Below are 18,718 nucleotides of genomic sequence, written 5' to 3'. Positions count from 1 at the left end.
CATGACCGACCGCACCACGCTCGTCTGCCTGCCCTTCGCGGGTGCCGGCGCCTCCTTCTACCGGCCCTGGCAGCGCGTCGCCGAGCCCCTCGGCATCGACGTCCTGCCGCTCCAGCTGCCGGGCCGGGAGCGCCTCATCGACGAGGAGCCCTACCGCGACGCGTCCGCCGCCGCCGAAGGGCTGCGCACCGACCTGCTCGCCGCGCTCGGCGACACCCCGGGGGCGCACCGCGTCGCCCTGTTCGGCCACAGCCTCGGCGCGGTCCTCGCGTACGAGCTGACCCGCCGGCTCACCGCGACCGCGGACGTGACGGTCGTCCACCTCTTCGCCAGCGGCTCCCCGCACCCGGCCGAGCCCCGGAGCGCTCACGCCACCGGCCTCGACGACGACGCCTTCCTGGCCCGCGTGAGCGAGTTCGCCGGCTACACCGACGAGGCCCTCCAGGACCCCGAGATGCGCGAGCTGATCCTGCCCACGCTCCGCGCCGACGTCGAGATGCACGAGTCCTACCTGCCGGCCGACGACCGGCCGCTTCCGGTCCCCGTGACCAGCCTGCGCGGCAGCGCCGACACCCTCGTCAGCCGCACGGAGGCCGAGGCGTGGGCGCGCACCACGGACGCCGGGTTCCGGGCCGTGGAGCTGGACGGCGGCCACATGTACCTGGCCGAGTCGGCGCCGGAGCTGCTCCGGATCCTCGCCGCGAACCTGGACCGGGCGGCGGAGGAACTGTGCGTCTGACCGGCAAGACCGTCCTGATCACCGGCGCGGCCCGGGGTCTCGGCCGGGCCACCGCCCTCGCCTGCGCCGCCGAGGGCGCCGACCTCGCGCTCCTGGACCTGTGCGACGACCTCGACGGCGTGCCGTACCCGCTGGGCACCCGCGGCCAGCTGGAGCACACCGCCGCGCTGTGCCGCAAGCACGGCGTCGCCGTGCTCACCGCCGCCTGCGACGTCCGCGACCTGTCGTCGGTGGAGGCCGCCGTGGCCCTCGCCGAGGACCGGTTCGGCAGGATCGACGGCGTCGTCAACAACGCGGGGATCGCGGCGCCTTCGGGCAGGCCGGTGCACGAGATCCGCGAGGACGAGTGGGCGCTGATGATCGACGTCGACCTCTCGGGCGCCTACCGGGTCATCCGTGCGGTCGCCGGGGCGATGAGCGCCCGCCGCTCCGGCTCCGTCGTCAACGTCTCCTCGACGGCCGGACTGGTCGGCTACCGGCACTTCGCCGGCTACGTCGCCGCCAAGCACGGCCTGATCGGGCTGACGAAGGCCGCGGCCCTCGACTACGCGCCCACCAAGGTGCGGGTCAACGCCGTGTGCCCCGGCTCGGTGCGGGACGACGCCACCGCCGAGGGCCGGATGCTCGCCGAGATCGCCCGCGCCCTGGAGGTGCAGGTGGGCGAGCACGAGCAGACGTTCACCGAGGCGCAGCCCATGAACGCCCTGATCGAGCCCGAGGACGTGGCCGCCGCCGTGGTCTACCTCCTCTCGGACGACGCCCGGCAGGTGACCGGATCCGTGCTGACCGTGGACGGCGGGTTCACCGCGCGCTGAGGCGGCGCGGGACCGGCCCGTGGCCGGCAGTTGTGACGTGTGTGAGAGAGAAGGAGGACGCCCCATGGAGGGTGAGCAGTGCCATGCCGTACGGGTCCGGCTGAGCGGTTCGGTGAGCGACGCCGAACTGACCGCCCGGCTGGGCGCGGCGGGCCCGTGGCGGCTGTGGGTGGAGGAGGTCGCGGCCGGCTCGGGCGAGCCGGAGGCCCGCCGCCGGTGGAACGCCGAGCTGAACCGGCCGACGGCTGCCGTGCGGTGCGTCCTGCTGCGCTACCGGGACGGTCTCGCGGACCTGGTCGTGGTCGCCGACCGCGCGGTGCTCGACCGGGCCGGTCTCGACGGCCTGGCGGGGGCGCTGGTCACGGGGGCGGATCCCGGTCCCCTGTCCGGCTCGTCCGTTCGCGCACCCGCCGCGGCCCCGGCACCGGACTGGGGTGGCGGGGCCCGCTCCGCCACCGCCTGGGAGACCCGCTCCCACGACCTGTCCGACGACCTGCCGGGTACGGCGGACCCGGCCGTGCTGCTCGCCGCCCTCGCCCTGACCATGCACCGCTACGAGGGGCACGGCGCCACCGGTGTCGTCACCGTCGCCAGTGACCGGCGCGGCGCCCTCGCCCACGCGCTCCCCGGCGACGCCTCGCTCGCCGCGCTGCGTGCCGCCGTACCGGTGCCGTCGGAGCACCCGGTGACCGCGGGTCTGATCGAGCCCGCGGCCCCGGCCGCGAACACGGAGAAGTACGCGGGCGAGTACCTGCCCTGCCTCGCTCCGCCGTTCCCGCTGACCCTCGCCGTGCTGCCGTCCGAGGCGGCGGAGGAGGGCGGGGAGCCGACCGGCAGCAGGCTCTGGGCCGCGTTCCGCCGCAGCCACCTCGCTCCCGAGACCGTCGAGGGGTTCCTGCGCCACCTGGCCCACGTCCTGCGCCAGTTCGCCGAGACCCCGGAGATCCCCACCGACGACGTCGAGCTCCTCGACGCCGCCGAGCGCGAGCGGGTGGCGGCCCTCGGCCGGCCGGACGGCGCCCTGACCGGCGTACCGGAGCGGCTCGTCGACGCCTTCGCGCGGGTGGCCGCCGCCCGCCCGGACGCCCCGGCGGTCGACGACGGGACGACGTCCCTCACCTACCGCGAACTCGACCGGCAGGCCGACCGGCTGGCCCGGGGCCTGGTGGCGCACGGGGTGACCCCGGGCGACCGGGTCGGCATCTGCCTGGAGCGGACCGCCGAACTCGTGGTGGCCATGCTCGGCGTACTGAAGGCGGGTGCGGCGTACGTGCCCACGGACCCGGCCTACCCGGCCGACCGGCTCGCCCACACGGCGCGGGACGCCGGCCTCGACCTGGCGATCACCCGGCTCGCGGAGTACCCCGCCGAGGCGGGCACCCCCGTCGCTCCCGACGACCTGCTCGCCTCGGGCGACGCGCCCGGCCTCGCCGAACCGGCGGGCGCCGCGGGCCCCGACGACCCGGCGTACGTCATCTACACCTCGGGCTCCACCGGCCGCCCCAAGGGCGTCGTCGTGCCGCACCGCAACGTCGTCGCGCTCATCGACGCGACCCGCGACGAGTACGGTCTCGGCCCGGCCGACGTGTGGACCTTCTTCCACTCCGGCGCGTTCGACTTCTCCGTCTGGGAGATCTGGGGCTGCCTGCTGACCGGAGGACGGCTCGTCGTCGTGCCGTACCTCGTCTCCCGCGAACCCGGGGAGTTCCGCGACCTGCTGGAGCGCGAGCGGGTCACCGTCCTCAGCCAGACGCCCTCCGCCTTCTCCCAGCTCCTGGAGACCGACCACGCCCGGCTCGCCGTCCGGCTGGTCGTCTTCGGCGGCGAGCCGCTGGACGCCCGCATGCTGCTGCGCTGGTTCGACCGGCACCCGGAGGACGAGTGCCGCATGGTCAACATGTTCGGCATCACCGAGACCACCGTGCACGTCACCGCGCAGACCCTGACCCGGGAGCTGGCCCTCGCCGGCTCGAAGTCCGTCGGTCCGGCGCTGCCCGGCTGGCACCTGTACGTGACGGACGCGCGCGGCCGGCTCGTCCCGCCCGGCGTCACCGGAGAGATCCTCGTCGGCGGCGCGGGCGTGGCCCTCGGCTACCTCGGCCAACCCGAGCTCACCGCCGCCCGGTTCACCGCCGACCCGTTCGCGGCCGACCGGTTCGCGGCCGACGGGTTCACCGCCGCCCGGTTCACCGCCGACCCGTTCGCGGCCGACCGGTTCGCGGCCGACGGGTTCGCGGCCGACGGGTTCGCGGCCGACGGGTTCACGGCCGACGGGGTGGCAGCCGACCGGGACGGCCGCCGGTACCACAGCGGCGACCTCGGCCGGCTGCGCCCCGACGGCACCCTGGAACACCTGGGACGCATCGACAGCCAGGTGAAGATCCGCGGCTTCCGCATCGAGCTCGACGAGATCCGTTCCGTCCTCCTGGAGGACCCGGACGTCCGCGCGGCGGCCGTGATCGTGCGCCGCGAGAACCCGGACGACCCCGCCACCGCCCGCCTCGACGCCTACGTCGTCCCTGCGGACCTGGACACCGTCGGCGTGCGCAAGCGAGCCGCGACCGTCCTGCCCGGCTACATGCTCCCCGCGACCGTCACCGCGCTCGACTCCCTGCCGCTGACCACCAACGGCAAGCTCGACGCCGCCCGGCTGCCGGAACCCGCCCGCACCGTTCCCGCCCCCGCACCGGCCTCCACCGGGGAGCAGGGAACCGCCGCGGTGCTCCAGGACATCTGGTCGACCGTACTGGGCACCCCGGTCGGACTCGACGACGACTTCTTCGAGCTCGGCGGCAACTCCCTGCTCGCGGTACGGATCAGCGCCGCACTGCGCAACCGCGGACTGCCGGCCGTACCGCTGCGGGACCTGTTCCGCACGCCCACCATCCGCGAGCTCGCCGGGACCGGCGCCGATGCCTGAGCTCGCACACGCCCCCTCGCCCGCGTGTGCCCCCTTCCAGTACCACGCGCTCGACGACACGCCCCCGGAGCCGGGCCCGCCCCCACGGGGCGGGGACGTGGCCCTGTGGTGGCTGGACACGGACCGGGAGGTCGTGGGCGGCCACCCGGTGGCGGCCGAGCGGGCGCCGCTGAGCACGGCGGAACGCGAGCGCTCCGCCCGGCTGCGCCGCCCCGGCGACCGGCACCGCTACCGGGCCGCGCACATCGGCCTCCGCCTGGTCCTGAGCGGGTACACCGGACTCGCACCCGAGTCGGTGAGCCTGGTACGCGAGGACTGCCCCTGCTGCGGCGAGCCCCACGGACGGCCCGCCCTGGCCGGCGGCGGCCCCCACTTCTCGCTCTCGCACAGCGGCGGGCTCGCCCTGATCGCCGTATCGGGGGTCACGGTGGGCGCCGACGTCGAAGGCGTCCCCCGGCCGGACATCACCGAAGAGCTGCTGCCCGCCCTGCACCCGCGCGAGCAGCACGCCCTGCGCGCGCTGCCGGACGCGGACCGCCCCGGGGCCCTGGCCCGGGTGTGGACGCGCAAGGAGGCGTACCTGAAGGCGACGGGGGCGGGACTCGCGTACGGGGTCACCGACCCGTACGTCGGAGTGTCCGAAGTCCCCGCCGCGATACAGGACTTCACCTTCCACGACCTGGCCGCACCCACCCCCTCGTTCGCGGCCGCTGTCGTCCTCGCCACGGCGAGCTGACCCCCTCCGCCTCCCCCCATAAGGAGATTCCCTGATGCCGGTCCTCGGCAAAGAGATCCACAGACTCGACCGGGTGGTCATCCGTTTCGCGGGTGACTCCGGCGACGGCATGCAGCTCACGGGCGACCGCTTCACCTCGGAGACGGCATCCTTCGGGAACGACCTCTCCACCCTGCCCAACTTCCCCGCCGAGATCCGCGCCCCCGCCGGAACCCTGCCGGGCGTCTCCTCCTTCCAGCTCCACTTCGCCGACCACGACATCCTGACCCCCGGCGACGCCCCCAACGTCCTGGTCGCCATGAACCCCGCCGCCCTCAAGGCCAACATCGCCGACGTACCCCGCGGCGGCGAGATCATCGTCAACACCGACGAATTCGCCAAACGCGCCATGGCCAAGGTCGGCTACGCCACCTCCCCCCTCGAAGACGGCTCGCTGGACGGCTACCGGGTCCACCCCGTGCCGCTGACGACCCTCACCCTGGAGGCGCTGAAGGACTTCGGCCTGTCCCGCAAGGAGGCCGAACGCTCCAAGAACATGTTCGCGCTCGGGCTGCTGTCCTGGATGTACCACCGCCCCACCGAGGCCACCGAGACCTTCCTGCGCACCAAGTTCGCCAAGAAGCCCGAGATCGCCGAGGCCAACATCGTCGCCTTTAGGGCCGGCTGGAACTTCGGCGAGACCACCGAGGACTTCGCCGTCTCCTACGAGGTCGCCCCCGCCACCCGCGCCTTCCCCACCGGCACCTACCGCAACATCTCCGGGAACCTGGCTCTCTCGTACGGCCTGATCGCCGCGAGCCGGCAGGCCGACCTGCCGCTCTACCTGGGCTCCTACCCCATCACCCCGGCCTCGGACATCCTGCACGAGCTGTCCAAGCACAAGAACTTCGGCGTGCGGACCTTCCAGGCCGAGGACGAGATCGCCGGCATCGGCGCCGCGCTCGGCGCCGCCTTCGGTGGTTCGCTTGCGGTGACGACGACGTCCGGACCCGGTGTGGCGCTCAAGTCCGAGACGATCGGGCTGGCGGTGTCGCTGGAGCTGCCGCTGCTGATCGTCGACATCCAGCGCGGCGGACCCTCCACCGGTCTGCCGACGAAGACGGAGCAGGCCGATCTGCTGCAGGCCATGTACGGCCGCAACGGCGAGGCGCCGGTGCCGGTCGTGGCCCCGAAGACGCCGGCGGACTGCTTCGACGCGGCGCTGGAGGCCGCCCGGATCGCGCTGACCTACCGCACGCCCGTGTTCCTGCTGTCGGACGGCTATCTGGCGAACGGCTCCGAGCCGTGGCGGATCCCGGACGTCGAGGAGCTGCCCGACCTGACGACCCCCTTCGCCACCGGCCCGAACCACACCCTGGACGATGGCACCGAGGTGTTCTGGCCCTACAAGCGCGACCCGGAGACCCTGGCCCGGCCGTGGGCGGTGCCCGGCACCCCGGGCCTGGAGCACCGCATCGGCGGCATCGAGAAGCAGGACGGCACCGGCAACATCTCGTACGACCCGGCCAACCACGAGTTCATGGTCCGCACCCGCCAGGCCAAGATCGACAACATCGCCGTGCCGGACCTGGAGGTCGACGACCCCGACGGCGCCACCACTCTCGTGCTGGGCTGGGGCTCCACCTACGGGCCGATCACCGCCGCGGTGCGCCGCATCCGCCGGGAGGGCGGGCCCATCGCCCAGGCCCACCTGCGCCACCTCAACCCCTTCCCGACAAACCTCGGCGAGATCCTGAAGCGGTACGAGAAGGTCGTCATCCCCGAGATGAACCTCGGCCAGCTGGCCACCCTCGTCCGGGCGACGTACCTGGTCGACGCCCGCAGCCACACCCAGGTCAACGGCATGCCGTTCAAGGCCGAACAGCTCGCCGCCGCCCTCAAGGAGGCCATCGATGCCTGAGCCCACCGAGCCGCTCCTGCACCTGGTCCCCAAGGCCGAGGCCGCCCAGTCCATGAAGGACTTCAAGTCCGACCAGGAGGTCCGCTGGTGCCCCGGCTGCGGTGACTACGCGGTCCTGGCCGCCGTGCAGGGCTTCATGCCCGAGCTCGGCCTGGCACGCGAGAACATCGTCTTCGTCTCCGGCATCGGCTGCTCCTCCCGCTTCCCGTACTACATGAACACCTACGGGATGCACTCCATCCACGGCCGCGCCCCCGCCATCGCCACCGGCCTGGCCACCTCCCGCCGCGACCTGTCCGTCTGGGTCGTCACCGGCGACGGCGACGCCCTGTCCATCGGCGGCAACCACCTCATCCACGCCCTGCGCCGCAACGTCAACCTCAAGATCCTGCTCTTCAACAACCGGATCTACGGCCTCACCAAGGGCCAGTACTCCCCCACCAGCGAGCTCGGCAAGATCACCAAATCCACGCCGATGGGCTCCCTCGACGCCCCCTTCAACCCCGTCTCCCTCGCGCTGGGCGCGGAGGCGTCCTTCGTGGCCCGCACCGTCGACTCCGACCGCAAGCACCTCACCGAGGTGCTCCGCCAGGCCTCCGCACACAACGGCACCGCCCTGGTGGAGATCTACCAGAACTGCAACATCTTCAACGACGGCGCCTTCGAGGCCCTCAAGGACAAGGACCAGGCCCAGGAGGCGGTCATCCGCCTCGAACACGGCCGGCCCATCCGCTTCGGCACCGACAACGCCAAGGGCGTCGTCCGCGACCCCGCCACCGGCGACCTGAAGGTCGTCACCGTCACCCCCGACAACGAGTCGCGGATCCTCGTCCACGACGCCCACGCCGCCACCCCCACCACCGCGTTCGCGCTCTCCCGCCTCGCCGACCCGGACACCCTGCACCAGACCCCCATCGGCGTCTTCCGCTCGGTCGACCGCCCGGTCTACGACACCCTGATGGCCGACCAGCTGGAGACGGCGGTGGAGCGGTACGGGAAGGGCGACCTGGGCCAGCTGCTCACCGGCAACGACACCTGGACACGGGATGAGTGACACGCACCCCGCCGACGTCGCCGGCCGGAACTTCCTGAGCGACAACACCTTCGGCGCGTCTCCGGAGGTCCTGGAAGCGGTCACGGCGGCTGCGGCGGGCCACGCCATGCCGTACGGCGCGGATTCCTTCACCGACTCCGTCCGTCGCCGCCTCGGGGAGGTCTTCGAGCGGGATGTGGACGTCTTCCTGGTCTCTTCCGGTACCGCCGCCAACGGCCTTGCGCTGTCGTCTCTTTCGCGCCCGTGGGGGAGCATCCTGTGCCACCCCGACAGCCACATCGACAACGACGAATGCGGGGCCGCCGAGTTCTTCACGGGCGGCTCCAAGCTCGTCGCCGTCCCCGGTGCCGGGGGCAAGATCGACCCCGATTCCCTGCAGCACGAGCTGCGGCGTCGCGCCGGTGACGTGCACGGCATGCGGCCCTCGGTGCTGAGCATCAGCCAGGGCACGGAGAGCGGTGGCGCCTACACGCTGGAGGAGATCCGCGTACTGAGCCTGCACGCCAAGTCCGCCGGCCTCGGGGTGCACATGGACGGGGCGCGGTTCGCCAATGCCCTGAGCCGTTTCGGGGCCAGTCCGGCCGAGATGAGCTGGAAGGCCGGGATCGACGTGCTGTCGTTCGGCACCACGAAGAACGGGACGATGACCGCCGATGCGGTCATCTCCTTCCACCCCTCCGCCTCCGTCGAGCTCGCCGCCCGCGTCAAGCGTGCCGGACAGCTTCCCGCGAAGGCCCGCTTCCACGCCGCACAGCTCGACGCCTATCTGTCCGACGGCCTGTGGCTGCGCAATGCCGGCCGGGCGAACGCCCTGGCGTCCCGGCTCTGGGACGGCCTGAAGGGGATGCCGGGCGTCGAGCTCGGCAGCGAGCCGGAGATGAACATGGTCTTCTGCGCGCTCGCCCGGCCGGTCGTCGAGGAGCTCCTCGCGGAGGGGTACGCCTTCTACCACGACCGCTGGGAGCCGGGGGTCGTGCGCTTCGTGACCTCGTTCTCGCACTCCACCGCCGATGTCGACCGGCTCCTGGCGTCGATCCGTCGGTGCTCCGCCGCCGCGCCGGCGGCCGAGCGCCGTCCGCGCCCGCGTGACAGGTCGCGGCACCACTGCGTACGGGACTGAGGTCCCGTCCCGTCGGGCCAAGGCGCTTCCGACCGAACCGCTCCGGCCCTGCCCGGCCCGGCAACCGACCACGCTGGTGGGACGGTTGCCGGGCTCAGCCCTGGGTCACAACAGGTCGCCCGGCTGCACCTCGAGGGCGACCTGGTAGACGACCGGCCGCGGAGTGACGTGCAGGTCGGGGTCGTCGACGATCCGCAGCGCCGACGCGCGGAACTCAGGGTTGGCGCGCGCCGCGTCCAGGGCCTTCCCGGACTCCCACTCGGCCACGTTGATGAAGCGCAGCTCCACGTCGTCGACCAGGGAGCGGTACATCCGGGCCTGGAGAAACCCCGGCTGCCGGGCCATGATGCGGGCGTTGTCCTTCCACCGGTGCAGGAACCGCTCGGCCTCGTCCACCGGCACGGTGAAGGCGTTGATCAGGGTGACGGGCTCGTCGATGAGCGCGTCGATCACGGGGAATGGATTACTCATGCTGAATCCTCGTTTCCGTTTCCGCTGTTCGGTTTCTCTCGCCCCATGTGCAGGGAGGCAAGAATTCATCCGTCTCCGAGTTTGAATCCGACTCCGCGGACGGTGATGATCCAGCCACTTCCGCCGAGTTTGCCGCGCAAGCTGCTGACATGCGTGTCGATGGTGCGACGTGACCATGAATCCCCCCACACCTGCTGGAGGATTCGCTTGCGCGGAACGACGGCTCCCGGATGGGAGGCGAGAAGCCGCAGCAGGTCGAATTCCTTGCGGGTGGTCTCGACCCTGCGGCCGTCCACGCTGACCTCGCGGGAGTCCAGGTCTATCCGGAGCGGGCCGTGCAGTATCTCCCTGGCCGTGGGCCACTGGGCGGAGCGCGTGCGACGCATGACGGCCTCCATGCGCGCCATCAGCTCCCGGAAGCCGTAGGGCTTGACCACATAGTCGTCCGCGCCGGCCTGGAGACCCAGCACACAGTCGAGTTCGGACTCGCGGGCGGTGACGACGATGATCGGGACGCTGCTCACCGCGCGGATGGCCCGGCAGACCTCCAGGCCGTCCAGGTCGGGAAGTTCGAGGTCCAGCAGGACCAGGTCGACATCGTCGTGCGCCTCCAGGGCGGTGCTGCCCTTGGCCGTACTGATCGCCTGATGGCCGTGCCGGCGCAGTCGGCAGACTAAGGACTCCGCGCCGGCGGAATCGTCGTCCACGACAAGAATGCGCCAACAGTCGGACATTCCAGCCGTCCTTCGCGTCTGCTCCGGCACACTCCCCTCTATCATGCGAGGCTCTGAAAGCATCCCCAGCGAACCGTGATTCACATCTCCCCCGTCCGGTTGACCCACTTCATGACTCGAACCAGATATCGATAAAGAACCTACATGCATCGGTTCGAGTTCCACGGACCCCCAGGATGAAGAGGTTGTTGCGGTTTCGTAAAAGCAGGGGCTTCCGGCGACATTCCCTGTCACTGACTTTGCCTCTCCTTGGAGGACTTTTCAAAGAATTGACACACCTCGCGGCAGGGCGGCCTGGCGCTTTCAGAAGATCCATGCAGAACGACCCGAGTGTCATATTCAGTACATGTGACTGACGTCGCATGTGACTGGCATCACCGCTCATTCGAAGAAGTTGAATTCTGTGGGACCGCCCACCCGGATCACGCCGACGGACCCGACGGCGGACTCGACAGCAGACCCCACGGCGGACTCGAGAGCCGGACCCGTCGGCGGGGCGCCGCCCGTCGGTGCCGCCGCCCCGAGCCTCCTCGGGGCGCGCCGGACCACGTATGGTTTAAGTGGAAGGAGATTCCGCATGACTAGCTCCGCTTCAATGTCGCCGTCCAGGCCCGACGACGCTCCCCGGCCGCGCCGCGCGGATGCCGAGCGCAACCGCGCCAAGGTGCTGGCCGCCGCACGGGCGCTCTTCGCCGAGGGAGGGGACAGCGTCTCGATGGACGAGGTGGCCCACCGTGCCGGCGTCGGCATCGGCACGCTCTACCGCCACTTCCCCACGAAGGAAGCCATGATCGAGGCGGCCGCGCAGCAGCGGTTCGGCGAGATCGTGGAGTACTACCGCACCTCCTGCCGCGAGACGGCCCAGGACGCACCGCTCGAGGCGCTGCACCTGTTGCTGACGCACATCGGCGAGGTGGAGGCCCGGGACCGCGGGTTCGCCAGCGTCGTCGAGGGCACCCTCGGCTCCGAGGGGCCGCCGAGCGAGATGCGGGCCGACCTCGAGGCCGAGCTGATGGACCTCGTCGGGAAGGGCCAGGCGGCCGGCACCATGCGGCCGGACCTCGCGGGCGCCGACATCCTGGCGATCACCTGCGGCCTCACCGCGATCGTGCACCGCCGCACCGGCGACTGGCGTCGCTACATCGACATCGTGCTCGACGGACTGCGTTCGTCCTGACGCACGGCCGGACCCCGACAAGAGAAGCCTTGTCGGGGTCCGGTCTTTCCATGCCCGCGTCTTCACGTGTCCGCGCCTTTACGTGTGCGCGTCTTCACGTGTCCGCGTCTTTCTGTCGTGCGTCCGTCCGCCGGGCCGAGCGGGAAGTCCCGCCGCCGGCGCGCCGGTTACTTGCCCGCGGACCGCGTGTGGACCACGCGGTACGAGTTCCAGTCGCTGGAGGTCGCGAGGGAGTCGACGCGGGCCTGCGCCTTCTGCCGGGCGGCCGGCTGCTCGGCGGTCGGTACCGCCCGGAACGCGTCGTACGACTCCTTGTCGTTCCACTGCGAGTAGGCGACGACGAAGGCGCCCTCGACCCCGCGTGCCGCGAGGCCGCGCAGCACGCTGTGGGAGCGGTAGCCCTCCACGTCGACCAGCCACTCCTGGTCCTGGCCCAGGGCCTCGACCAGGTCGGCCTGGTTCTCGTCCGCCACCAGGAAGACCTCGATGACCGTGTAGTCGTCCCGGTCGGGCGAGATCTCCGTGACACCGCCCAGCGAGGGGTGCCGCTGGGCGAAGGCGATCTCGGTCTGCAGCAGCCGGATCGACGTGGTGATCTCGGAGAAGAGCGGCCACGTGCGGTGCTGGAACTCGTCGCCCGCGTAGCGCTTCTCCAGGTCCTCGCCGCTGCGCCACTGGATGAAGTTGGCGGTGCCGAACCTGTCCTGGCCGCTGTGCACGGTGCTGGAGATCCAGCCGGGGTAGGCCGCGGCGTCGACGATCTCCCGCATCGCTCCGAGCAGGCGCGTCTGCTTCTCGGCCGCGTCCGTGCTGAACAGGTTGAGGACGGTCAGGTGACGGTCTTCGGTGGCGATGTTGGGCATGGGATGCTCTTCCGTTTCAGGAGGGAACTGGCGGAAAGGGAGTCGGTTCTCAGGCGGCCGGGCCGAACCAGCGGGCGAGGGCGTCGGTGAGCCCCTGCTCGCGGGAGCCCGCGGTGGAGACCCAGGCGACGTATCCGTCGGGGCGGACCAGGAAGCCGTCCAGCGGGATGTCGCAGTTGTGGCGGTCGGCGGTGACCGTGTCCACCCGGTCCGCCCAGCCCGCGCCGATACGACGCAGCTCGGGGTCGTCCGCGAGGTCGAACAGCACGCCGCGGCCGGGGTGCAGCAGCTCGAAGTTGGTGGTCTTCCTGTCCTTGAGCACCACCTCCTGGTTGTCCAGGCGCCGGCCGAGCAGCGGGTGGTCGCCGGGGCCGACCTCGTGGCGGATGTCCAGGCCGGTGACCATCCCGACGAGGTGGCGCTGGACGTCCTCGTACGCCGTCAGCTCGGTGAACACGTCGAGCAGCGGCTTGATCTCGTCTCCTCCGAGGTAGAGGAAGCGCTGGGCGAGGGTGTTGGCCAGGATGCGGGCGCCGACCGGGTGCCGCTCGCTGTGGTACGTGTCGAGCAGCCCCTCGGGGGCCTTGCCCTTGATGTCGAGGGCGAGCTTCCAGCCGAGGTTGACCGCGTCCTGGACGCCCGCGCTCATCCCCTGGGCACCGATGGGGAGGTGGATGTGCGCCGCGTCGCCGGCCAGGAACACGCGCCCGCGCCGGTACTCGGCGGCCTGGCGGCTGGCGTCGGTGGTCGAGCTGACCCACAGGGGCTTGGCCTCGTGGATGTCCTCGCCGGTCAGCCGCTCGAAGGCCTCGGCGACCTCGTCGAAGGCGAGCGGCTCCCGGCTCTCGCGCAGCGGTTCGGCGCGGTCGTAGTAGACGATGCGGTTGTGGTCCGGGCCGAGCGGCAGCACCATGACCATCCCGCCCGGCACCCGCTCGCCGCTGAAGCGCGGCCGCAGCTGGACGCCGGACACGTCGGCGAGGCGCAGTTCGATGGCCGCGTCGGTGCCGGGGAAGTCGATGCCGGCCAGCCGCCGGACGGTGCTGCGGCCGCCGTCGCAGCCCACCACGTAGCGGGCGCGCAGGCTGCTCGGCCCCTCGGCGGTGTCGAACGCCACGGTGACGCCCTGGTCGTCGCTGTCGAGTCCGGTGACCGTGTGGCCGCGGCGCACCTCGGCGCCCTGTTCCGCGGCCCACCCGCCCAGCATGGCCTCGGTGCGCGACTGGGGTATTCCGCGCGCTCCGTACGAACCTCCCTCGACCACGCGGTAGTCGAGGGGGACCCCGCCGAAATGACCGACGGGAATGACCTGAACATCGCCGAGTCGCGACAGCAGTCCGCGCTGGTCGAATTCCTCGATGGTGCGCGCCGAGAAGCCGAGGGCACGTGACTGCCGAATCGGCTCAGTGAGCCGCTCCAGAACAATCGACGACACCCCGTTGAGACCCAGTTCTCCTGCCAGCATGAGCCCCGTGGGGCCGCCGCCTACGATGATCACGTCCGCATTGAAGTTTTCCATCTGCCCTCTTCCGGCTGGGGTTTCTCCAGTGTTGCCCGGGTCATCTCGTGGGGTAAAGAGACGCCGCTACAGAGATTTGACAGATACGTCAGATCAGCTACAGGCGGGGTTGGCCTGCGGCCGCGCGCTCAGCAAAACTCGAATATGACCACAAGCCATTTCAGTCGATCCGGCACCCCTGAGGGGCCGTTCACCGCGGGAGCTGCCGATGCCGCCGAGGTCGGCACGCTCCTCGACCGCTATCTCATCGGTCTTGACCATGACAAGCTCGACGATGAATGGGCGCGCGGCCTGTTCACCCGGGACGCGTGCGTCGAATTCCCGATCAGCCGTCATGAGGGAATCGGCGGTCTCGCCGATTACCACCGCGCCGCCCTGGCGGCATTCGAGCGGACGCAGCATCTGAATTCGCCGGCCGTCGTCGTTCTCGACGGTGACGACCGGGCCTCGCTGCGGGCCAATCTCATCTCGACCCACGTCCATCTGCCGTCCGGCGGACCGTCGGACGACGCTTCCCGTGCACCCTTCGCGACCGGCACCTCGGTGGAGGGCGAGGCGCGCCGTACGTCTGACGGCTGGCGGCTCTCCCGCTTGTCGTTCCACCTGATCTGGGCGACCGGCCGGCCGCCGGCGCCCGCCGGCTGACCAGGAGCGGCCCCTGCGCGGTGGTGCCGGGAGACGGGGATTCCCGTACTCCCGGCACCACCGCGCACAGGCGGTGCGTTCAGCAGTTGAGCGACATCACCCGGTCGACCGCGATCTCCAGGACCACCCGGCCCGGCGGGTTGGGCGGCGCCTGGTAGTAGCGCTCGGCGTAGCGCCGTGCGCCCTCGGTCACGCGTACGGGGTCGTCGGAGGCGACGGCGGTGCCTTCGAGGGTGACCCACTGGAAGCCCTCCATCTGACACAGCGCGGCGCGGCTGCCCGGCTGGGCGATCAGGTTCCGGGCCTTGCGGGAGGAGCCGACCGTCATGACACGGGCGAGGCCCGCCGCGGAGTCCCAGGTGAACCGGACGACCACCACGTGGGGGGTGCCGTCGGGCCGGAGGGTCGTCAGCGTCGCGAGGCCCGGCTCGGCCAGGAACGCCTCGACCGATCGCGTCAATTTCGGCGCACTCGTACGTCCTTCGGACAGCGACATCGTGTCGTTCCTCTCTCTACGCGACGGGCAGGGTGTCGGGACGCTCGGACGGCCGCGCCCACGGCAGCAGCGCCACCGCGAGGAGCAGTGCCCCGACGCTGAAGCAGATGCCGACCAGGAACGCCTGGTGGAAGACCTCCGCGCGGCCGTACCGCAGCAGGACCGGGTCGCCGTGCGCGGCGGCCTTCAGCGGGGCGATCTTGCTGAACGCGATGGTCGCCGCGATGGCCACGCCGAGCGCTCCGCCGGCCTCCTGGCTGGTGTTGATGAGTCCGGCGGCCAGGCCCGACTCCTCCTTCCCGACGCCGACGAACGCCGTGATCTGCAGCGTCACGAAGGACATGCCGAGTCCGAGTCCGACGATCAGGAAGGCGGGCAGCAGGTCGACGGCGTAGCTGCCGTAGGCGGGTGCGCGCCAGAGCAGGAAGAGTCCCACGGAGGTGAGCGTGAGTCCGACCAGGAGCACCGGCTTGGCCGCGACCTTGGTGACCAGGTTCGAGGCGAGGCCGGCGCCGACGGACACGACGATGGCGAGGGGGACGTAGGCCAGGCCGGCGCGGGTCGGCGAGTAGCCGTAGACCTGCTGCATGAAGAGGCTGGCGAAGAAGAACAGGGTCACCGTGGTGCCGAAGAGCAGCACGGTGGCGACGTTCGCGGTCCGCAGGGCCCGCAGCCGGAAGATGCTGAGCGGGATCAGCGGCGAGGCGGCCCGCGACTCGATCACCAGGAAGGCCACGAGCAGCACGACCACGCCGACCAGGCTGCCGATGGTGCGGAAGGTGGTCCAGCCGACGTAGACGGCCTCGCCGAGGGTGAAGATCAGCAGCAGCAGCGAGGCCGTGAGGGCGACGGCGCCGGCGGTGTCGAAGGTCTCCCGGCTCTTGCCCCGGCCCTCCCGCACGATCGTCGGAGCGATCGCCGCGGCCACGAGGCCGATCGGCACGTTGATGAAGAAGATCCAGCGCCAGCCCGGGCCCTGCGTGAGCAGGCCGCCCAGGATGACGCCGGCGACCGACGCCATGCCGGTCAGCGCGCCCCAGATGCCCAGCGCCTTGTTGCGCGCGGGGCCCTCGGCGAAGGTGTTGGTCAGGATGGACAGGGCGGCCGGGGCGATGAGCGCCGAGCCGAGGCCCTGGACGGCGCGCGCGCCGATCAGCATCGCGTCGTTCTGGGCCAGTCCGGCCACCAGCGACGTCAGGGCGAAGACGACGAGTCCGCTCTGGAGCATCCGGCGGCGGCCGAACCGGTCGGCCAACCGGCCGCCGAGCAGCAGGAATCCGCCGAGCACGGTGCCGTAGGCGGTGATGATGTACTCCAGGTTCACCTCGGGCATCTTGAGGCTGTCCTGGATGGACGGCAGGGCGACGTTCACGATCGACACGTCGAGGAACACCATGAACTGCGCGACGCCGATGAACGCCAGGATGATCCCGGGCTTGCGGCCCTCAGGGGTCTGCTTGGTGTCTAACGGTGCGCGCTGGTCGAGCGTGGAGTCTGAGGCAGACATGGGAATAGCTCCTAAGGGTTAGGCGGAACCGGAATCCTCCTCCGGTTCCACACTACACGGGTACCGCGCACCGGATGTCAACTCTGGATGTCTTTCCGACGACGTTTCCACGGTCCGACGACGCTTCCGCGGCTCGGCGGCGTTTCCGCGGTTCGACGACGGCGCGGCCCTCAGACGCGGGCCCCGCCCCGCCCGGCCGCCCGCCACGAGCGCGGGCCCTCGAACATGGAGGCGCGCTCCGGTCGCCGCCACCCCGCCGCATCGCGCCGCCCTGCGGAGGGCGCGTCCGCCGAGGCCTCCCCGGCGAGCCGGACGACGAGCGCCGCCGTGAGCGCGGCGAGCTCCTCGGGCCCGGGGTTGCCGCGATCCACGCTGAGGAGCTGGGAAAGCCGGGAATCGGTCATCTCGATCACCTTCTACTGGGACGGGTTGCCTACTGGGGCGGGTTGCCTACTGGGGCGGGTTGCCGTGCTTGCGGCGCGGCAGGTCGGCGTCCTTGGCGGAGAGCATGGCGACCGCACGGCACAGCACCGAGCGGGTCTCGCGGGGGTCGATGACGTCGTCGACGAGCCCGCGCTCCGCCGCGTAGTACGGGTGCACCAGCTCGTCGCGGTACTCGTCGATCTTCTGCCGGCGCATGGCCTCGGGGTCGTCGGCGGCGGCTATCTCGCGGCGGAACACCACGTTGGCCGCGCCCTCGGCCCCCATCACGGCGATCTCGTTGCCGGGCCAGGCCAGCGCGATGTCCGCACCGATGGAACGGGAGTCCATCACGATGTACGCGCCGCCGTACGCCTTGCGCAGCACCACCGAGATCCGCGGCACCGTGGCGTTGCAGTACGCGTACAGCAGTTTCGCGCCGCGCCGGATGATGCCGTCGTGCTCCTGGTCCACGCCCGGCAGGAAGCCCGGCACGTCGACGAGCGTGATCAGCGGGATGTTGAAGGAGTCGCAGAACTGGACGAACCTCGCCCCCTTCTCGCTCGCCCGGATGTCCAGCACGCCCGCCAGCGAGGCCGGCTGGTTGGCGACGACGCCCACCACATGGCCGTCGACCCGGGCCAGCGCGCACACGAGGTTCGGCGCCCAGGTCGCGTGCACCTCCATGTACTCGCCGTCGTCGACGACCTCCTCGATCACCCCGCGGACGTCGTAGGCACGGCCGCCGTCCGTCGGCACCAGATCGAGCAGCGCGTCGCCGGTGCGGTCCACCGGGTCGGCGCACACGGTGCGCGGCGGCATCTCCCGGTTGTTCTGCGGCAGCAGCGACAGCAGATAGCGGACCTCCGCGAGGCAGGTCTCCTCGTCGTCGTACGCGAAGTGCGCGACGCCCGAGGTCCCGGCGTGGACATCCGCGCCGCCGAGTCCGTCCTGGGTGATCTCCTCGCCGGTGACCGCCTTGACGACGTCCGGGCCGGTGATGAACATCTGCGAGGTCTCGCGGACCATGAACACGAAGTCCGTCAGGGCCGGGCTGTAGGCCGCGCCGCCGGCGCACGGGCCGAGCATCACGCTGATCTGCGGGATGACGCCGGAGGCCCTGGTGTTGCGCTGGAAGATGCCGCCGTAGCCGGCGAGGGCGGAGACGCCCTCCTGGATGCGGGCGCCGGCGCCGTCGTTCAGGGAGACCAGCGGGGCACCGGCCGCGATGGCCATGTCCATGATCTTGTGGATCTTGGTGGCGTGGGCCTCGCCGAGGGCGCCGCCGAAGATCCGGAAGTCGTGCGCGTAGACGAAGACCGTGCGGCCCTCGACCGTGCCCCAGCCGGTGACGACACCGTCGGTGTACGGCTTCTTGGCCTCCAGACCGAAACCGACCGCCCGGTGCCGGCGCAGCTGCTCGATCTCCGTGAAGCTGCCCTTGTCGAGGAGGAGTTCGATGCGCTCGCGCGCGGTCAGCTTGCCCTTCGCGTGCTGTCGCTCGGTGGCCTCGGGGTCCGGGCCCTGATGGGCCAGCTCCTTGAACGCGGCGAGTCGGTCCAGCCGGTCGAGGACCTCGTTCGCGGACTGTGGGGACGCCAT

General features: G+C 71.3%; 17 protein-coding genes. 9 read left to right on the top strand and 8 right to left on the bottom strand.

The window, feature by feature from the left end:
- The first annotated feature begins 1 nt into the window (after position 1).
- From SVTN_RS28725 to SVTN_RS28695, 7 genes are all read left to right on the top strand, one after another.
- Positions 2-739 (top strand): thioesterase II family protein, encoded by a 738-nt coding sequence (locus SVTN_RS28725; protein WP_041131707.1) that lies wholly within the window; start codon positions 2-4, stop codon positions 737-739.
- Positions 730-1,554: an SDR family oxidoreductase gene (locus SVTN_RS28720; protein ID WP_041131706.1), complete on the top strand. Its 825-nt coding sequence runs from the start codon at positions 730-732 to the stop codon at positions 1,552-1,554. Before SVTN_RS28725 ends, SVTN_RS28720 begins: the two co-directional genes overlap by 10 nt.
- 64 nt (positions 1,555-1,618) lie before the next feature.
- The gene (locus SVTN_RS42455; protein ID WP_041131705.1) at positions 1,619-4,474 is read left to right on the top strand and encodes a non-ribosomal peptide synthetase; all 2,856 of its coding nucleotides are present in this window, start codon (positions 1,619-1,621) and stop codon (positions 4,472-4,474) included.
- Positions 4,467-5,210 (top strand): 4'-phosphopantetheinyl transferase family protein, encoded by a 744-nt coding sequence (locus SVTN_RS28710; protein WP_052499340.1) that lies wholly within the window; start codon positions 4,467-4,469, stop codon positions 5,208-5,210. Before SVTN_RS42455 ends, SVTN_RS28710 begins: the two co-directional genes overlap by 8 nt.
- Before the next feature lie 34 nt (positions 5,211-5,244).
- Complete coding sequence (locus tag SVTN_RS28705) at positions 5,245-7,110, top strand: 2-oxoacid:acceptor oxidoreductase subunit alpha (protein ID WP_041131704.1); 1,866 nt, start codon at positions 5,245-5,247, stop codon at positions 7,108-7,110.
- Positions 7,103-8,164 (top strand): 2-oxoacid:ferredoxin oxidoreductase subunit beta, encoded by a 1,062-nt coding sequence (locus SVTN_RS28700; protein WP_041131703.1) that lies wholly within the window; start codon positions 7,103-7,105, stop codon positions 8,162-8,164. Before SVTN_RS28705 ends, SVTN_RS28700 begins: the two co-directional genes overlap by 8 nt.
- On the top strand, positions 8,157-9,284 hold the full coding sequence (locus SVTN_RS28695; protein WP_063782288.1) for a threonine aldolase family protein: 1,128 nt from the start codon (positions 8,157-8,159) through the stop codon (positions 9,282-9,284). The genes SVTN_RS28700 and SVTN_RS28695 overlap by 8 nt, the downstream gene beginning before the upstream one ends.
- 105 nt (positions 9,285-9,389) lie before the next feature.
- On the opposite strand, the gene SVTN_RS28690 is transcribed toward SVTN_RS28695, so the two are convergent.
- Together SVTN_RS28690 and SVTN_RS28685 are read right to left on the bottom strand one after the other, a co-directional pair.
- Positions 9,390-9,755, bottom strand: a complete 366-nt coding sequence (locus tag SVTN_RS28690; protein WP_063782287.1) for an antibiotic biosynthesis monooxygenase family protein — start codon at positions 9,753-9,755, stop codon at positions 9,390-9,392.
- 65 nt (positions 9,756-9,820) lie between these two features.
- The gene (locus SVTN_RS28685) at positions 9,821-10,462 is read right to left on the bottom strand and encodes a response regulator transcription factor (RefSeq protein WP_041134322.1); all 642 of its coding nucleotides are present in this window, start codon (positions 10,460-10,462) and stop codon (positions 9,821-9,823) included.
- A 604-nt stretch (positions 10,463-11,066) separates the two neighbouring features.
- Between SVTN_RS28685 and SVTN_RS28680 the strand changes: the two genes are divergently transcribed.
- Entirely contained in the window at positions 11,067-11,666 is a 600-nt protein-coding gene (locus SVTN_RS28680) for a TetR/AcrR family transcriptional regulator (protein WP_078908536.1), read from the top strand.
- Positions 11,667-11,833: 167 nt separating this feature from the next.
- Here the strand turns inward: SVTN_RS28680 and SVTN_RS28675 are convergent, their stop codons facing one another.
- On the bottom strand, positions 11,834-12,529 hold the full coding sequence (locus SVTN_RS28675) for an antibiotic biosynthesis monooxygenase family protein (RefSeq protein WP_041131700.1): 696 nt from the start codon (positions 12,527-12,529) through the stop codon (positions 11,834-11,836).
- Between the two features lie 49 nt (positions 12,530-12,578).
- A complete protein-coding gene (locus SVTN_RS28670) occupies positions 12,579-14,027 on the bottom strand; it encodes an FAD-dependent monooxygenase (RefSeq protein WP_483855332.1) in 1,449 nt (482 codons plus the stop codon).
- A gap of 165 nt (positions 14,028-14,192) precedes the next feature.
- On the opposite strand from SVTN_RS28670, the gene SVTN_RS28665 reads away from it, so the two are divergent.
- The gene (locus SVTN_RS28665) at positions 14,193-14,693 is read left to right on the top strand and encodes a nuclear transport factor 2 family protein (protein ID WP_041131698.1); all 501 of its coding nucleotides are present in this window, start codon (positions 14,193-14,195) and stop codon (positions 14,691-14,693) included.
- Positions 14,694-14,772: 79 nt separating this feature from the next.
- Here the strand turns inward: SVTN_RS28665 and SVTN_RS28660 are convergent, their stop codons facing one another.
- From SVTN_RS28660 to SVTN_RS28645, 4 genes are all read right to left on the bottom strand, one after another.
- Positions 14,773-15,189 (bottom strand): pyridoxamine 5'-phosphate oxidase family protein, encoded by a 417-nt coding sequence (locus SVTN_RS28660; RefSeq protein WP_052499338.1) that lies wholly within the window; start codon positions 15,187-15,189, stop codon positions 14,773-14,775.
- A gap of 16 nt (positions 15,190-15,205) precedes the next feature.
- A complete protein-coding gene (locus SVTN_RS28655; protein WP_041131696.1) occupies positions 15,206-16,696 on the bottom strand; it encodes an MFS transporter in 1,491 nt (496 codons plus the stop codon).
- A gap of 170 nt (positions 16,697-16,866) precedes the next feature.
- Entirely contained in the window at positions 16,867-17,100 is a 234-nt protein-coding gene (locus tag SVTN_RS28650) for an acyl-CoA carboxylase subunit epsilon (protein WP_041131695.1), read from the bottom strand.
- Positions 17,101-17,146: 46 nt separating this feature from the next.
- Positions 17,147-18,718, bottom strand: a complete 1,572-nt coding sequence (locus tag SVTN_RS28645) for an acyl-CoA carboxylase subunit beta (protein WP_041131694.1) — start codon at positions 18,716-18,718, stop codon at positions 17,147-17,149.

Source organism: Streptomyces vietnamensis (genome assembly GCF_000830005.1).
Classification (GTDB): domain Bacteria; phylum Actinomycetota; class Actinomycetes; order Streptomycetales; family Streptomycetaceae; genus Streptomyces; species Streptomyces vietnamensis.
Note: the sequence above shows the minus strand (reverse complement) of the source record. Positions and strands in the feature narration are given on the sequence as shown.

What these genes read in the sequence shown, in the direction of transcription:
- SVTN_RS28725 (WP_041131707.1), top strand. Translation starts at nt 2, where the DNA reads ATGACCGACCGCACCACGCTCGTCTGCCTGCCCTTCGCGGGTGCCGGC.
- SVTN_RS42455 (WP_041131705.1), top strand. Translation starts at nt 1,619, where the DNA reads ATGGAGGGTGAGCAGTGCCATGCCGTACGGGTCCGGCTGAGCGGTTCG.
- SVTN_RS28710 (WP_052499340.1), top strand. Translation starts at nt 4,467, where the DNA reads ATGCCTGAGCTCGCACACGCCCCCTCGCCCGCGTGTGCCCCCTTCCAG.
- SVTN_RS28705 (WP_041131704.1), top strand. Translation starts at nt 5,245, where the DNA reads ATGCCGGTCCTCGGCAAAGAGATCCACAGACTCGACCGGGTGGTCATC.
- SVTN_RS28700 (WP_041131703.1), top strand. Translation starts at nt 7,103, where the DNA reads ATGCCTGAGCCCACCGAGCCGCTCCTGCACCTGGTCCCCAAGGCCGAG.
- SVTN_RS28695 (WP_063782288.1), top strand. Translation starts at nt 8,157, where the DNA reads ATGAGTGACACGCACCCCGCCGACGTCGCCGGCCGGAACTTCCTGAGC.
- SVTN_RS28690 (WP_063782287.1), bottom strand. Translation starts at nt 9,755, where the DNA reads ATGAGTAATCCATTCCCCGTGATCGACGCGCTCATCGACGAGCCCGTC.
- SVTN_RS28680 (WP_078908536.1), top strand. Translation starts at nt 11,067, where the DNA reads ATGACTAGCTCCGCTTCAATGTCGCCGTCCAGGCCCGACGACGCTCCC.
- SVTN_RS28675 (WP_041131700.1), bottom strand. Translation starts at nt 12,529, where the DNA reads ATGCCCAACATCGCCACCGAAGACCGTCACCTGACCGTCCTCAACCTG.
- SVTN_RS28665 (WP_041131698.1), top strand. Translation starts at nt 14,193, where the DNA reads ATGACCACAAGCCATTTCAGTCGATCCGGCACCCCTGAGGGGCCGTTC.
- SVTN_RS28660 (WP_052499338.1), bottom strand. Translation starts at nt 15,189, where the DNA reads ATGTCGCTGTCCGAAGGACGTACGAGTGCGCCGAAATTGACGCGATCG.
- SVTN_RS28655 (WP_041131696.1), bottom strand. Translation starts at nt 16,696, where the DNA reads ATGTCTGCCTCAGACTCCACGCTCGACCAGCGCGCACCGTTAGACACC.
- SVTN_RS28650 (WP_041131695.1), bottom strand. Translation starts at nt 17,100, where the DNA reads ATGACCGATTCCCGGCTTTCCCAGCTCCTCAGCGTGGATCGCGGCAAC.
- SVTN_RS28645 (WP_041131694.1), bottom strand. Translation starts at nt 18,718, where the DNA reads ATGGCGTCCCCACAGTCCGCGAACGAGGTCCTCGACCGGCTGGACCGA.